General features: G+C 73.0%; 12 protein-coding genes. 6 read left to right on the top strand and 6 right to left on the bottom strand.

Going from position 1 to position 15,212, the window contains the following annotated elements:
- Positions 1-11 precede the first annotated feature (11 nt).
- The 4 genes from AB0D28_RS11825 to AB0D28_RS11810 all read left to right on the top strand — a co-directional run bounded on the left by AB0D28_RS11825 (position 12) and on the right by AB0D28_RS11810 (position 5,339).
- A complete protein-coding gene (locus tag AB0D28_RS11825; RefSeq protein WP_357384837.1) occupies positions 12-1,553 on the top strand; it encodes an aspartate aminotransferase family protein in 1,542 nt (513 codons plus the stop codon).
- A 23-nt stretch (positions 1,554-1,576) separates the two neighbouring features.
- Positions 1,577-2,863, top strand: coding sequence for a lysine N(6)-hydroxylase/L-ornithine N(5)-oxygenase family protein (locus AB0D28_RS11820; protein WP_357384835.1), 1,287 nt, complete (start codon positions 1,577-1,579; stop codon positions 2,861-2,863).
- A 110-nt stretch (positions 2,864-2,973) separates the two neighbouring features.
- The gene (locus AB0D28_RS11815) at positions 2,974-3,558 is read left to right on the top strand and encodes a GNAT family N-acetyltransferase (protein WP_357384833.1); all 585 of its coding nucleotides are present in this window, start codon (positions 2,974-2,976) and stop codon (positions 3,556-3,558) included.
- On the top strand, positions 3,555-5,339 hold the full coding sequence (locus AB0D28_RS11810; RefSeq protein WP_357384831.1) for an IucA/IucC family siderophore biosynthesis protein: 1,785 nt from the start codon (positions 3,555-3,557) through the stop codon (positions 5,337-5,339). Before AB0D28_RS11815 ends, AB0D28_RS11810 begins: the two co-directional genes overlap by 4 nt.
- Positions 5,340-5,393: 54 nt before the next feature.
- On the opposite strand, the gene AB0D28_RS11805 is transcribed toward AB0D28_RS11810, so the two are convergent.
- The 5 genes from AB0D28_RS11805 to AB0D28_RS11785 all read right to left on the bottom strand — a co-directional run bounded on the left by AB0D28_RS11805 (position 5,394) and on the right by AB0D28_RS11785 (position 12,047).
- Positions 5,394-6,296: a siderophore-interacting protein gene (locus tag AB0D28_RS11805; protein WP_357384829.1), complete on the bottom strand. Its 903-nt coding sequence runs from the start codon at positions 6,294-6,296 to the stop codon at positions 5,394-5,396.
- 45 nt (positions 6,297-6,341) lie between these two features.
- The gene (locus AB0D28_RS11800) at positions 6,342-8,444 is read right to left on the bottom strand and encodes an iron ABC transporter permease (protein WP_357384967.1); all 2,103 of its coding nucleotides are present in this window, start codon (positions 8,442-8,444) and stop codon (positions 6,342-6,344) included.
- A gap of 5 nt (positions 8,445-8,449) precedes the next feature.
- A complete protein-coding gene (locus AB0D28_RS11795; protein ID WP_357384827.1) occupies positions 8,450-9,439 on the bottom strand; it encodes an iron-siderophore ABC transporter substrate-binding protein in 990 nt (329 codons plus the stop codon).
- Between the two features lie 27 nt (positions 9,440-9,466).
- A complete protein-coding gene (locus AB0D28_RS11790; protein ID WP_357384965.1) occupies positions 9,467-10,276 on the bottom strand; it encodes an ABC transporter ATP-binding protein in 810 nt (269 codons plus the stop codon).
- 157 nt (positions 10,277-10,433) lie between these two features.
- A complete protein-coding gene (locus AB0D28_RS11785) occupies positions 10,434-12,047 on the bottom strand; it encodes a cellulose-binding domain-containing protein (protein ID WP_357384825.1) in 1,614 nt (537 codons plus the stop codon).
- A gap of 343 nt (positions 12,048-12,390) precedes the next feature.
- Between AB0D28_RS11785 and AB0D28_RS11780 the strand changes: the two genes are divergently transcribed.
- Positions 12,391-13,257, top strand: a complete 867-nt coding sequence (locus AB0D28_RS11780; RefSeq protein ID WP_357384823.1) for a hypothetical protein — start codon at positions 12,391-12,393, stop codon at positions 13,255-13,257.
- A gap of 51 nt (positions 13,258-13,308) precedes the next feature.
- Here AB0D28_RS11780 and AB0D28_RS11775 read toward each other — a convergent pair whose 3' ends face one another.
- A complete protein-coding gene (locus AB0D28_RS11775; RefSeq protein ID WP_357384821.1) occupies positions 13,309-13,779 on the bottom strand; it encodes a hemerythrin domain-containing protein in 471 nt (156 codons plus the stop codon).
- Between the two features lie 234 nt (positions 13,780-14,013).
- On the opposite strand from AB0D28_RS11775, the gene AB0D28_RS11770 reads away from it, so the two are divergent.
- A complete protein-coding gene (locus AB0D28_RS11770) occupies positions 14,014-15,177 on the top strand; it encodes a serine hydrolase domain-containing protein (protein ID WP_357384819.1) in 1,164 nt (387 codons plus the stop codon).
- Positions 15,178-15,212: the final 35 nt, after the last annotated feature.

The following is a 15,212-nucleotide window of genomic DNA, read 5'->3' as shown; positions in this document are numbered from 1 at the left end:
TGGGATGTCGCATGAGTTCGATCGGGAGCCCGACCGACGCCGGGCGCGCCGCCGACACGGCACGCGCTCACCTGTTCAACGCCGGCTCGCTCGGGCGGTACCGGGACGTGCTGGCGCGCGGCGTCGACCGGGTCGCCCGCCGGGTGGGGGAGGCGGACCGGCCGTTCACCGGCGTCACACCCGACGAGCTGGCGCCGCTCATCGGCGGCATCGACCTGGACCGGCCGCTCGCCGACACCGACGCCGCCCTGGACGAGCTGCACGACGTGTGGCTGCGCGACGCCGTGTGGTTCCACCACCCGCGCTACCTGGCGCACCTGAACTGCCCGGTGGTCATCCCGGCGCTGCTCGGCGAGGCGGTGCTCAGCGCCGTCAACTCCTCGCTGGACACCTGGGACCAGAGCGCGGGCGCGACGCTGATGGAGCGGCGGCTCATCGACTGGACGGCCGGGCGCATCGGGCTCGGCCCCGGCGCCGACGGGGTCTTCACCAGCGGCGGCACCCAGTCGAACCTCCAGGCGATGCTGCTGGCGCGCGAGGAGGCGTACCGACGGGTGGTGGGCGGGGCCGCCGGCCGGCCGGACCGCCCTCAGGTGCTGTCCCGGCTGCGCGTCATCACCTCGGCGGCCGGTCACTTCAGTGTGCAGAAGGCCGCCAAGCTGCTCGGCCTGGCCGCCGACGCGGTGCTCACAGTGCCCACCGACGACAACCGGCGGATGCGCACCGACGAGCTGAACCGCGCGATCGACAGCTGCCACCGCGACGGCCAGGTGGTGATGGCCGTCGTCGCCACCGCCGGCACCACCGACTTCGGCAGCATCGACCCGCTGCCGGAGATCGCCGACATCTGCGCCGCCGCCGGGATCTGGCTGCACGTCGACGCCGCGTACGGCTGCGGGCTGCTCGTCTCCCCCACCCGCCGGCACCTGCTCGACGGCATCGAACGGGCCACCTCGGTGACTGTCGACTACCACAAGTCGTTCTTCCAGCCGGTCAGCTCCAGCGCGCTGCTGGTCCGCGACGCGCGGGTGCTGCGCCACGCCACCTGGCACGCCGACTACCTCAACCCGGTACGCGCGGTCGAGCAGGGCGTACCGAACCAGGTCGACAAGAGCATCCAGACCACCCGCCGGTTCGACGCGTGCAAGCTCTGGCTGACCCTGCGGATCATGGGCCCGGACGCGATCGGCGCGCTGTTCGACCAGGTCGTCGACCTCGCGGCGCAGGCGTGGCGGCGGCTCGACGACGACCCGCGCTTCGAGGTGGCCGCGCCGTCGCGGCTGAGCACTGTGGTGTTCCGTTACCGGCCGCCCGGCCTCGCCCCCGACCTGGTCGACGAGGTCAACCTGCACGCCCGCGACGCGCTCGCCGCCTCCGGGGCCGCCCTGGTCGCCGGCACCCGGGTCGACGGCGCGCACCACCTGAAGCTCACCCTGCTCAACCCGGAGACCACTGTCGACGACGTCGTCCACGTGCTGGACCTGATCGCCGGCCACGCCGCCTGGTACGCCCGGACCGCCACCGCCGCCGAGCTGTCCTGCCCGGTCGGCTGACCCCCGTCGAGGAGAACGAGACCATGTCTACCCACGACTTCATCGCCGTCGGGCTGGGCCCGTACAACCTCGGTCTGGCCTGCCTCACCGCGCCGGTCGACGACCTCGACGGGCTGTTCCTGGAGGCCCGGGACAGCTTCGACTGGCATCCCGGCATGCTGCTCGAATCCACCCGGCTCCAGACGCCGTTCATCGCCGACCTGGTGACGCTCGCGGACCCCACCTCGCCGTTCTCGTTCCTGTGCTACCTGAAGGACACCGGCCGGCTCTACCCGTTCTACATCCGGGAGAGCTTCTTCCCGCTGCGCGCCGAATACAACGACTACTGCCGCTGGGCCGCCGCCAAGCTGCCGAACGTGCGGTTCCGGCACACGGTCACCGCCGTCGAGTACGACGAGGCCGGCGACCGGTACGTGGTGCACGCCGACACGCCGGACGGGCCGGTCACGCACCCGGCCCGGCACCTCGTGCTCGGCACCGGCACGCCGCCGTACCTGCCGCCGTCCTGCGCCGGGCTGGGCGGCGACCTGATCCACAATTCGCGCTACCTGGAGCACCGGGAGGCGCTGCGGGCCAAGGACAGCATCACGATCGTCGGCAGCGGCCAGAGCGCCGCCGAGATCTACCACGACCTGCTCGGCGACATCGACACGTACGGCTACCAGCTCACCTGGGTGACCCGCTCGCCCCGGTTCTTCCCGCTGGAGTACACCAAGCTGACGCTGGAGATGACCTCGCCGGACTACGTGGACTACTTCCACGCGTTGCCCGAGCCGACCCGCTACGCGCTGGAGGCCGCGCAGAAGCCGCTGTTCAAGGGCATCAACGCCGACCTGATCAACGACATCTACGACCTGCTGTACGCCAAGAGCCTGCACACACCGGCGCCGACCCGCCTGCTGACGAACACCGAACTGGTCGAGGCGGCGTACGCCGACGGCCGCTACCGGCTCGGGTTCCGTCACACCGAGCAGGACCGCGCGTTCACGCTGGACACGGAAGGGCTGGTGCTGGCCACCGGCTACCACTACCGGGTGCCGGAGTTCCTCGCGCCGGTACGCGACCGGCTGCGCTTCGACGCGCACGGCCGCTTCGACGTGGCCCGCAACTACAGCGTCGACCACACCGGCCGTGGCGTGTTCCTGCAGAACGGCGGCACCCACACGCACAGCATCACCTCACCCGACCTGGGCATGGGCCCGTACCGCAACTCGTGGCTGATCCGCGAGATGACCGGCCGGGAGCACTACCCGGTGGAGAAGACAATCGCGTTCCAGGAGTTCGGCGCGCCCGCCGGAGCGCCCGCATGAGCGAGCGCACCGAGCGAAGCGAGGGCCGCGAGCGCATGCCCAGACGGCCCCGCATGAGCGAGCGCACCGAGCGAAGCGAGGGCCGCGAGCGCATGCCCAGACGGCCCCGCATGACCAGCTTCACCCGCGTCGACGACGCGCTGGGCGAGTTCACCCTGCGACCGCTGGACCCGGAGGCCGACGCCGCGCTGCTGCACCGCTGGGTCACCCATCCCAAGTCCGCGTTCTGGCTGATGCGGGACGCCGACGTGCCGGCCGTCGCCGCCGAGTACCGGCGCATCGCCGACCATCCGCACCACGACGCGTACCTGGGATCGTGGCGCGGCGCCCCGGCGTTCCTGGCCGAGCGGTACGACCCGGCCCGGGTCGAACTGGTCGGCCTGTACGAGCCGGCGCCCGGCGACGTGGGCATGCACTTCCTCTGCGCACCCGCCGACACGCCTGTGCACGGCTTCACCCGGGCCGTCATCACCACGGTGATGGCGTGGCTGTTCGCCGACCCGGCGACCCGCCGGGTGGTGGTGGAGCCGGACGTGCGCAACACCGCCGTGCACGCGCTGAACGCGGCCGTCGGCTTCACAGTCGTCGGGCCGATCCGCAAGCCCGAGAAGGAGGCGCTGCTGAGCGTCTGCACGCGGGACCAGTTCCGGGCCGCCACCGGCGCGCCCACAGGCGAGAAAGGGGCACCGGCGTGAACGCCAGCGCATCAGTGGACCACCTGACCCCCGAGGCGTGGGCGACGGCCAACCGGCTGCTGGTGCGCAAGGCGCTGGCCGAGTTCGCCCACGAGCGCCTGATCACGCCCGAGCCCGCCGGCCCGGGCCGGTGGCTGGTACGCGGCGACGACGGCGCCGTGGAGTACCGGTTCACCGCGCAGCTGCTGGCGCTCGACCACTGGGAGGTCGACGCGGACAGCATCGTGCGCCGCCGCGACGGCGCGGAACTGCCGCCCGACGCCGTCGACCTCTGCGTGGAGCTGCGCGGCGCGCTCGGCCTCACCGACGCGATCCTGCCGGTCTACCTGGAGGAGATCACGTCCACGCTGGCCGGGACCGCGTACAAGCTCGCCAAGCCCGCGCTGAGCGCCGCCGAGCTGGCCGCCGCCGGTTTCCAGGCGATCGAGACCGGCATGACCGAGGGGCATCCCTGCTTCGTGGCGAACAACGGCCGCATCGGCTTCGGCGTGCACGAGTACCACGCGTACGCCCCGGAGGCCGCCGCGCCGGTACGGCTGCTCTGGCTCGCCGCGCACCGCGACCACACCACGTTCACCTGCGCCGACGACCTGGACTACGACACGCTGGTCCGGGCCGAGCTGGGCGAGCGGACGCTGGCCGGGTTCACCGCCACGCTCACCGGGCTGGGCCTGGACCCGGCCGACTACCTGCTCGTCCCGGTGCACCCGTGGCAGTGGTGGAACAAGCTCGCCGTGACGTTCGCCGGTGAGGTGGCCGCGCGCCGGCTGGTCTGCCTCGGCGAAGGGCCTGACGAATATCTCGCGCAGCAGTCCATCCGTACCTTCTTCAACGTCACCGACCCGGCCAAGCACTACGTGAAGACCGCGCTGTCGGTGCTGAACATGGGCTTCATGCGCGGGCTGTCCGCCGCGTACATGGAGGCGACGCCGGCCATCAACGACTGGCTGGCCGGGCTGATCGAGGGCGACCCGGTGCTCAAGCGCACCGGCCTGTCGATCATCCGGGAGCGGGCCGCGATCGGCTACCGGCACCGGCAGTACGAGGCGGCCACCGATCGCTACTCGCCGTACCGGAAGATGCTGGCGGCGCTGTGGCGGGAGAGCCCGGTCCCCGGGCTGGAACCCGGGCGGCGGCTGGCCACCATGGCGTCGCTGCTGCACCTGGACCGGGACGGCCGCTCGCTCGCCGCGGCGCTGATCGACGAGTCGGGGCTGGCGCCGGCCGACTGGCTGCGCCGCTACCTGGACGCCTACCTGGTGCCGCTGCTGCACAGCCTGTACGCCCACGACCTGGCGTTCATGCCGCACGGCGAGAACGTCATCCTGGTGCTGCACGACAGCGTGGTCGAACGGGTCGTCTTCAAGGACATCGCCGAGGAGATCGTGGTGATGGACCCGGACGCGGACCTGCCCGAGCGGGTCCGGCGGATCCGGGCCGCCATCGGAGAGGACGAGAAGATCCTGTCCATCTTCACCGACGTGTTCGACTGCTTCCTGCGGCACCTGAGCGCCACCCTGCACACCCGGGGCGTGCTCGACCAGGACGAGTTCTGGCGCACCGTCGCCGAGTGCGCCGCCGGCTACGCCGCCACCGTGCCGCACCTGACCGACCGGATGCGCCGGCACGACCTGTTCGCGCCGGAGTTCACGCTGTCCTGCCTCAACCGGCTTCAGCTGCGCAACAACCAGCAGATGGTGGACCTGTCCGACCCGTCGGCCGCGTTGCAGTTCGCCGGCACCCTGGTCAACCCGCTCGCCCCGTACGCGCCGCGCGGATGACGAAAGCGGGCCGGCGCGTCATGCGCCGGCCCGCTTCGACGGCGGTGGGGACGATCAGTTCTCCGCGCGACCGGCCCGCCAGTAACCCATGAACGCCACCGCGCGCCGGTCCATGCCGCGCTCGGTGACCAGGTGCCGGCGCAGGCCGCGGATCACCGCCGCCTCCCCGGCCAGCCAGGCGTAGAGCGCCGCGCCGTCGGGCCGCTCCGGCACCTCCCAGAGGATGTCCCGGTCCACGTCCACCTCGGCCAGCGGCGCGGCGACCGGAGCGGCCGGTACCGGCACCAGCCGGCCGGCCAGGCTCGTCACGGCCGGGGTGAGCCGGCTGCCGTGCGGGGCGCCGTCGCGGGGCAGCCAGGTCACGGTGACGCCGGCCGGGGCCCGGCACGACAGCTCGTCGCCGGTCTCCGGCACCTCCACCAGCGCGTGCCCGCGCGCCTGCGCGGGCAGCCGTTCCAGGATCGCGCAGATGGCCGGCGCGGCGGTCTCGTCGCCTGCGAGCAGCAGCGTCGCCCCGGCCGGCGGCTGGAACTCGACCCCGCCGTGCGGGCCGTCCCACCCGGCGTCGGGGCCGACGAGCGCGATCCGGTCACCGAGGCGGGCGCGCCGCGCCCACCGGGTGGCCGGGCCGCCGTCGCCGTGCAGCGCCATGTCCACGTCCACCTCGTACGCCTCCGGCCGGACCGCCCGGACCGTGTAGGTGCGGATCGGGCTGCGCAGCCCGTCCGGCAGCGCACGCCACCGCGCGAACCAGTCCGGCCCTTCGGGCAGCTCCCCCGCCACGCCGTCGGCAGCCGGCAGGGCCAGCTTGATCCGCTGGTCGTACCCGTTGTCGGCGAACCGGTCCAGGTCCGGGCCGGTGAGCGTCACCCGCAGGAACGACGGGCCGAGCCGCCGTAGCGCGCGGACCTCGACGGTGAAGACTCGCCAGGGCGCGACGGCCAGGGTGCTGGTCATGCGTCATTCCTCTCACGGCCGGTGGGTGGTGCGTGGGTGAACGGGTCAACGGGCGGCTGCGGCGGCGCGGGAACGCCACAGCAGCCAGACGAAGTACGGGGTGCCGATCATGGCGGTGACCAGACCGGCGGGGACCTGGGCCGGTGCGATGACGCTGCGGCCGAGTGTGTCGGCGAGGCTGACCAGGGCGGCGCCGAGCAGCACCGCGACCGGCAGCACGCGGGTGTGCCGCCCGCCGACGAGCGCGCGGGCGGCGTGCGGCGCGACCAGGCCGACGAAGCCGATCACGCCGACCGCCGACACGGCGGTGGCGGTGAGCAGCGCCGCCAGGCCGAGCGCGACCAGGCGGGCGCGTTCCAGCCGGACGCCGAGCACCCGGGGCGTGTCGTCGTCGAGCGCGAGCAGATCCAGCTCGCGGCGTACGGCGGCGACCACCGGCAGGGCGACCAGCAGCGCGATCGCCACCGGCAGCACCTGCGGGGCGGTACGCCCGTAGGTGGAGCCGGACAGCCAGGTCAGGGCCTTGCCGGTGTTCCACGGGTCGGACGAGACCACGATGAACGTGATGATCGCCGTACCGCCCTGCCAGACCGCGAACCCGATCAGCACCAGCCGGTCGGAGTTGAGCCCTCGCCGCCGGGCCAGGCCGTAGACCAGCGCGAATGCGACGACCGCGCCGAGGCCGGCGGCGCCGGACAGGGCGAGCACGCCGGCCATCGGCGCGAACGTCAGCAGCGACACGGCGCCGATGCCGGCGCCGCCGGTGATGCCGAGGATGCCCGGTTCGGCGAGCGGGTTGCGGCAGACGGCCTGCACAGTGGTGCCGGCCAGGGCCAGCGCCGCGCCGGCCAGCAGCGCCGCGGCGACGCGCGGCCAGCGGGCGTCCAGCACGAAGGTGTACGCCGGTCCGGTGCGGCCCTGCACCCAGTTGACGATGTCGCCGAGCAGCACCCAGGTGTCCCCGGCGAGCATGCCGAGCAGCAGCGCGGCGGTGACGACGACCGCGCAGACCGCGATCACGGAGGCGACGAAGCCGCGGGAGCGGACGGCGGCGTGGCCGCCCGGCGCCTGCCGGGTCGGCCCGGCGTCGCGGTGGCGGCGGGCCAGCCAGACCAGCAGCACCGCGCCGAAGAGCGTGGTCACCACGCCGGTCGGCACGTCGACCCCGGCCTGCCCGCCGAGCACGGCGCGCAGCAGCACGTCGGAGCCGAGCACGATGACGACGCCGACGATGCCGGACAGCGGCATCAGGATGCGGTGCCGGTGCACCTCGGGCACCCAGCGGCCGAGCAGCCGGACGATCACCGGGGCGCCGAGGCCGACGAAGCCGATCGGCCCGGCCAGGGTGACCGCAGCGGCGGAGAGCAGCACGGCGAGCAGCACGACTGTCAGCCGGGTACGGCGCACGTTGAGCCCGAGCACGGTGGCGGTGTCGTCGCCGAGGGCGAGCAGGTCCAGCCGGTGCCCGAGGGCCACCAGCACCAGCGCGGCGACCCCGATCACGGGGGCGAGCTGGGTGAACGCGACCAGGTCGCCCTGCACGAGCGAGCCGTTGCCCCACGCGAACAGGCCGATGGTGGCCTGCTCGAAGAGCAGCATGAGCAGCATGGTCAGCGAGGAGAGCGCCATCGCGGTGGCCGAACCGGCGAGGATGAGCCGGGTGGTGGCCGCCTGGCCGCCGGCCGAGAGCAGCATGACCAGGGAGGCTGCGGCGAGGCCGCCGCAGAACGCCAGCCCGCCAGCGGGCAGCGCGGGCAGCGCGATGCCGAACGCGGCGGTGGCGACGATCGCCAGGTGCGCGCCCGCGTGGACGGCGAGCGTGTCCGGTGAGGCGAGCGGGTTGCGGGTGGTCGACTGCAACGCCGCGCCGGCGAAACCGAGGGCGATGCCGACGGCGAGGCCGGTGAGCAGCCGGGGCAGGCGGGAGGCGACGAGCACCCGGGCGGTCTCGTCGTCGCCGCCGGTGAGCAGCCGGAGCAGGTCCAGCGCGCCGACGGACGACGTGCCCTGGGTGAGGTGCACCGCGGTGATCGCGACGAGCAGCCCGGCGGCGAGGGCGAACGCGCCGGCCACCCGGCTGCGCCGGGCGGGCGGCGGCCCGACCGGGGCCGGCCGGGTGGCCGGCCCCGGCGGGGCGGGGGCGGTCATCGCGCTCAAGCCGTGTAGACCTTGACGAGCTCGTCGATGTACTGCTTGGCGGAAAGCGTGCCGCCGAACGTCCAGATGCCGTTGGGCATCTTGTGCAGCTTGTTCTGCTGGACGAACGGCAGGGCGCGCCAGATCGCGTTGCCGGCGAGGCCGTCGGCGAACACGTCGGTGCCGTCCGAGGCGTTGTAGAAGAAGTGCAGGTCCTGACCCTTGAGGACGTTCATGCCCTCGACGTCGGTCTGGCCCAGGCCCCACATCTCGTCGGTCTTGCCGGTCCAGGCGTTCTTGAGGCCGAGCTGGATGCCGAGCTGGGAGACGAGCGCGCCCTGGCCGAACATCCGGATCGAGACGGTGCTGCCCTCCTTCCAGCCGTCGGCGAAGGCGAACTGCTTGCCGGCCGCACCGGCGTCGGCGATCTTCTTCTTGCCGTCGGCGATCGCGGCGTCGAAGTCGGCGAGCAGCTTGTCCGCCTGGGCGGTACGGCCGGTCGCGGTGGCGATCATCTTCAGGTCCGAGCGCATCCGGCCGATGTTGTCGGAGGCGTCGCTGCCCTTGGTGACCAGCACCGGGACGTACTTCTCCAGCTGGGTGACGACGGCGGAGCCGCGCTCGGCCTCCATCACCACGAGGTCCGGCTGGAGGGCGACGATGGAGTCGACGCTCGGCTCACCACGGGTGCCGACGTCCTTGACGCCCGGGTCGAGCGGGGCGGCGGTCACCCAGGTGGCGTACCCCTTCGGGTCGGCCACACCGACCGGCATGACGCCGAGGCCGACGAGCATCTCCACCTCGCCCCACTCCAGGCCGACGACCTTGGTGGCGGGGCTCTTGAGGGTGATGGTCTTGCCCCGGCTGTCGGTGACGGTGACCGGGCCGGTGGACGCGGCGTCGGAGGGGGACGGTGCGGCGGCGGGCTCCTCGGTGGTGCCGCAGCCGGCGATCAGCAGCGCGCTCGCCGCGGCGGCGGCGAGCAGGGTCAGACGGGTACGCAACATCGTTTCTCTTCTGTGGGCAGGGATCGGTCAGGCGCAGACGCGGGTCGTGTGCCGGCCGACGGGGCGGGTGGAGAGCAGGTTGGTGACCGGGTCGACGGTCACCTCGACGCGGATGCCGTACGCCTCGGTGAGCGCCGCCTCGGTGAACACCTCGTGCGGCGTGCCGGCACCGCGTACCCGGCCTTCGTGCAGGAGCACGACGTGGTCGGCGATGGCGGCCGCCTGGTTGAGGTCGTGCAGCACCACACCGACGGCGACGCCGGCGGTGTCGGCGAGGTCGCGCATCAGGTCGAGGATCTCCACCTGGTAGCGCAGGTCCAGGAACGTGGTCGGCTCGTCCAGCAGCAGGATCGCGGTGTCCTGGGCCAGGCAGGTGGCCAGCCACACCCGTTGCAGCTCGCCGCCGGACAGTTCGTCGACCGGCCGGCCGGCCATGCCGTCGACACCTGTGACGGTCATGGCCCGCTCGATCGCGGCCGGGCCGTCGGGGTCGCCGGCGCGCCACCGCTGCCGGTACGGGTGCCGGCCGTAGCCGACCACGTCCCGCACCGTCACCCCGCTGGGGGTGGGGCGGCTCTGCGCCAGCAGCGTCACCCGGCGGGCGAAGTCCCGGGCGGACAGCGCCCGCGCCGGGGTGCCGTCGGCGAGCACGATCTCGCCGTGCTCCAGCGGGTGCAGGCGGGCCAGCCCGCGCAGCAGCGTCGACTTGCCGCTGCCGTTCGGGCCGACCAGCGCGGTCACGGCCGCGGGCCGCAGCGTGATGGCGGCGTCGTGCACCACCGTCTTGCCGTGGTAACCCAACCGCAGCTCACTGCCCCGCAGGCCGTCGGCCCGCACCGTTCCGCTCGTCACGCAGGTTAGGCTAACCTAATCCACGATCACCCTGTCAAGCCGCTCCCCGGCCAAACCTCCACCCGGTCGATCATGAGGTTGGCGGCGTTGTCGATCTTCGATCCGGCCGCCAACCTCATGATCGACTCAGGTGGGTGGGCCGTCAGAGGGAGACGGCGCGGCCGCCCAGGGTCACCGTGAGGCGGCCGTCGGCGGCGAAGGACCAGGCCAGAGCCCCGGAGTACGTGGCGCAGCGGGAGCCGTTGGAGCCGGACCAGAACTGGTTCGAGCCGTCCACGTTTCCGACCGTCTTGTCATTGGAGCCGCTGCCGGCGAAGCGGCAGGACGTGTTGCTCCGGAAGACCGAGGTGCCGGCGTCGAACGAGAAGTTGCGCTCGGCGTTGTCGATGCTCAGGTTGTTCGAGATCGTCATGGTGCCCGGGTTGCGGTTGTACGTGAACCCGTGCTTGCCGTTTCGGTACGCGATGGTGCGCCGGACGGTGTGGTTCACCGCGATGTCCTCGCCGCCGAGCTTGAAGCCGTTGCGGTCACCGTTGCCGTTCTGCGTGCCGTTGCTCAGTGTGCCGTTGCTGTACGCGAGGGAGTCCTCGATGGTCACCGGGCCGATCGCGCCGGTGTCGGACTTGGTGTAGAGGTCCCAGCCGTCGTCGATGTTGTGGTGCGACACCGCGTACCGGAAGACGTTTCCACTGCCGACTGTGAGCTTGGCCGCGAACCCGTCGGCGTCCTCGCCGTCGGAGTCGGCGTTGTCGTGCGACTCCACGCTGACCATGAGGTTGTTCGCGGGCCACTGGTCGCGCGGCGTGCTGGAGGCGATGCGGGACAGTTGCAGCCCGGTGTCGCGGTTGAAGCGGGTCACCGTCCGCTCGATGATGTTGTTGCTGCCGCCGACGAAGATGCCGTTGTCACCGGCCCGCTCCACCACGAGCCCGCGCACGTGCCAGTACGAGGCGTTGAGCGCCAGTCCCCGGTTGGCCGGGTCCTCGCTCATCGCCGAGAAGTTCAGGATCGGCGTCTCGCCCGGGTAGGCGTACAGGTTCTTACGGGCGCTCGACGTGCCGTTGTTGCCGGCGGCGACGGTGACCGTCTGGGACAGGTTGTACGTGCCGCCGCGCAGATAGATCGTGCCGCCCGCCCCGACGCGGGTGATCGCCGTGGCGATCGTGGTGGGGCTGGCCTGGGTGCCGGCCGCCCCGGCGGTGCCGTTCGGCGCGGCGTAGATCGCCCCACCGGCCGGCGGCGTGCTCGGCGGCGGCGTGCTCGGGGGCGGGCTGCTCGGCGGCGGCGTGCTGGGCGGCGGAGCACTGGTCGGCGTGCCGGTGGTCGGGGTGACCCCGCCGGTGCAGGTGACGCCGTTGACCGCGAAGGTGGACGGCACCGGGTTGCTGCTGTTGTTCCAGGTGCCGTTGAAGCCGAACGACGTGCTCGCGTTGGTGCCCAGGCTGCCGTTGTAGCTGACGTTGACGGCGCGCACCGACGCGCCGCTCGCGGTGATGTCGGCGCCCCAGGACTGGGCGACGGTCTGCCCGGCGCCGAAGGTCCAGGTGACGGCCCAGCCGTTGAGCGGGTCGCCGAGGTTCGTCAGGTTGACGTTCGCGGTGAAGCCGCCGCCCCACTGCGCGGTGACGGCGTAGTCGACGCGGCAGCCGGCGGCCGCCTGCGCGGCGGTCGCGCCGACGGCCAGTCCGGACGCGGCGAGCGCGGCGGTCGCCGCGGCGGACGTCCACAACACCGTACGGCGGTGTCGGTTGTTCATGGTGGTCTCCTGCGGGTGGTGGTGCCGTGCCCCCGCCGGCACCGATGCCCGGTCGGTGTCGGGGACGGGCCTTGATACCCGGACGTCAGTGCCACGAACGCTCACGCCTCCCGCGCAGTAAGCGCTTTCAGCGCAGCCTAACGACGGACGTCGATACGGTCAAACCTTCGCGCGCACTGAACGATCGCGCCGCGCCGTCCGTATCCACTGCCGACCGGAACATCGGCCGGAACCGCGATGCCGGAGCGGGCACGAGCACGATTCCTCCAGTCGTCACTTCGCACCGTGGAGACGGGGCGGCAGCCGCCGCGCCGGGCCTCCCGGTCAACCAGAGGAGAGGTGCATGGCCAGGGGTACGCGCAAGACCGCGGTCCTGAAGCTCGGCGGGGTGGGCGCCCTCGCGGCGCTGTTGTTCGCCGGTGGGCTGCAACTGGCGTCGGCGGGCGAGAACAACCGCCCGGCCGCCACCGCCGCAGCGCAGACCGTGAACTGCCCGACCGTACGCGACAAGCTGCCCGCCGTCCCGGCGGCGGCATCGGCCCAGGTGGAACGGGAACTGGCCAACCTGGACCAGGAGATCGCCCGGCAGAACGAGCGGCTGGCCCGGCAGGCGGTACGCCCCGAGGGCGGCCCGGCGTTCATCGACAACGCCATCCTCGGGCCGCTGCGCAGCAAGCGCGTCGCCGTGCTCGACCGCATCGAGATCGCGTTCAACCGGATCGGCGCGCAGCGGCCGAACCTGGACGCGCTGGCGGCCTGCACCCTCAACGCCCCGGGCGTGCCGAGCGCCGTCAACGGCGGCGCCGCACAGGGCGGCGGCGGCCAGAACGCGGGCGGTCAGAACGGCAACGGTCAGAACGGCAACGCCGGCGGGCAGAACGGCAACGCGGGCGGCCAGAACGGTAATGCCGGAGGCGCGGCGCGGACCGTGAACTGCCCCCGGGTCGCGCTGCCCGCCGTTCCGGCGGCGGCCGCCGGTCAGGTACAGGCCGAGCTGGCCACGCTGGACAAGCAGATCGCCGAGGCGAACGCCCGCCTCGCCCAGCTCGCGGTACGCCCCGAGGGCGGGCCGGCCTTCATCGACAACGCGATCCTCGGGCCGCTGCGCAGCAAGCGTGTCGCGGCGCTCGACCGCATCGAGATCGCGTTCAACCGGGTCGGCGCGCAGCGCCCGAACCTGGACGCGCTGGCCACCTGCGGCCTGAACTGAGCGCCCGGCCGCGGCCCGGCGGTGCGCATCCCGCCGGGCCGCGCCCCGGGGTCACAGCGGTCCGAAGACGTCGGCCGGGTCGGCGTCAAGTGCCAGCGTCTCCAGCACGGTGAGCAGCTGCCGTTCCTCGTACCGGAAGTGCGACTCCATGATCGCCGCCACGCCCTCCAGGTGCCGGGCCAGTTCCCCCGGCGGGGCGTCGCGGGCCACCGCCGCGCTCAGCCCGGCCAGCAGGTACCCGATCATCGAGTGGTCCTGCCGCAGCCGGTCCAGCGTGCCGCGCAGCTCCGGATGCCGCGCCGCGATCGCCGGGAAGAGACTGCGGTCCTCGCCCTCGTGGTGCGCGGTCAGCGCCGCGCAGAACCCGTGACAGAACAACAGCAGGTCACGCGCCGCCGGGCGGGCCGGCTCACCGTCGGCGAGCGCCCGCCGGGTCACCTCCAGCGCCTCGCGCAGCCGCCCGTGGACGGCGCGCATCTCCCGGCTCCAGGCCACCAGCCTGGCCTGTTCGCCCTCAGCCACGAGGCGAGGGCGAAGGGACGACGAGTGTCATCGTCGTGCTCCCTTCGGTCCGGCGCCTCCATGCCTGACACGGTCTGCCACCGGCACGCGACGCTGCGCGGAGCCTAACCGGCGGCACCGGTGCCATCAAGTGGTGCCAGCGCTACCCCGGCTCGGCAGCTGGCGGTATGGAGCGAGGGCCCGGTTCTGGCGAGGCTTGAGGACGTACCCGTTCATCTCCGTCGAGGAGTTCCCATGACCCGCCGTACCTTCCCGCTGGCCGTCGGCGCCACGGCCCTGCTGACCGTCACCGCGCTCGGTGTGCCCGCCGCGTCCGCCGCGACCACCGACACCCGGCGTCCCGCCGCCGACGCCGTCCAGACGCGACTGGACGGCCTGGTCGCCGAGCACGGCTTCCCCGGGGCGCTGGCCTCCGTCCGCCGCGAGGGCCGGGTGCGCGACTACACCGCCGGGGTCGGGGACCTGCGCACCGGCGCCGGGATCCCCCGTGACGCCCGGGTGCGCGTCGGCAGCAACACCAAGACGTTCACCGCAGTGGTCGTCCTCCAGCTCGTCGGCGAGGGCAAGATCGACCTGGATGCCACCGTCGAGCGCTACCTACCCGGCATGGTGCGCGCCAACGGCAACGACGGGCGGCGGATCACCGTACGCCAGTTGTTGCAGCAGACCAGCGGCCTGCCCGACTACGACGACGTGGTCTTCACCGAGGAGCAGGATCTGATCGACAGGCGCAGCGAGTACTTCGACCCGCGCCGGCTCGTGGACGAGGCGCTCACCCAGTCCCGCCGCTTCCCGCCGGGGACGAAGTGGGAGTACAGCAACACCAACTACGTCCTGGCCGGACTGATCGTCGAGCGGGTCACCAAGCGCCCGGTCGGTGAGGAGATCACCCGGCGGATCATCGAGCCGCTGCGGCTGCGCGACACGTACTGGCCGCAGACCGGCGAGCAGGACCTGCCCGGCCGGCTGCCGCGCGGATACGTGGCGGTGGGGCCCGGCGCGCCGTGGGTCGACGTGACCCGGATGGACCCGTCGCTGGGCTGGGCCGCCGGCCAGCTCGTCTCGACGCCGTCGGATCTGCGCGCGTTCTTCGAGGCGCTGCTGGCGGGCAAGCTGCTCAAGCCGGCCCAGCAGGCGGCCCTGACGCGTACCGTGCCGGCGGCCGACTTCGAGCCCAGCGGCGAATGGGCGTACGGCCTGGGCATCGCCCGGCACGAGCTGCCCTGCGGCGGCCACGCCTGGGGGCACGGCGGCGACATCCAGGGCTTCGAGACGCGCAACCTGTCCACCACGGACGGGCGCAGCGCGGTGGTCGCGGTGACCGCGCTGCCGACCGGCCTGGAGATGCTGGAGGCGGTCACCAGCACCGTCGACGCGGCCCTGTGCGGCACCGACTGATCCAGGTCACACCGCACGCGCGCCGTCTCTCCGCG

The sequence above is a fragment of the Micromonospora sp. NPDC048169 genome (assembly GCF_040652815.1).
Classification (GTDB): Bacteria; Actinomycetota; Actinomycetes; order Mycobacteriales; family Micromonosporaceae; genus Micromonospora.
This window is presented reverse-complemented; position numbering and strand designations above follow the sequence as displayed.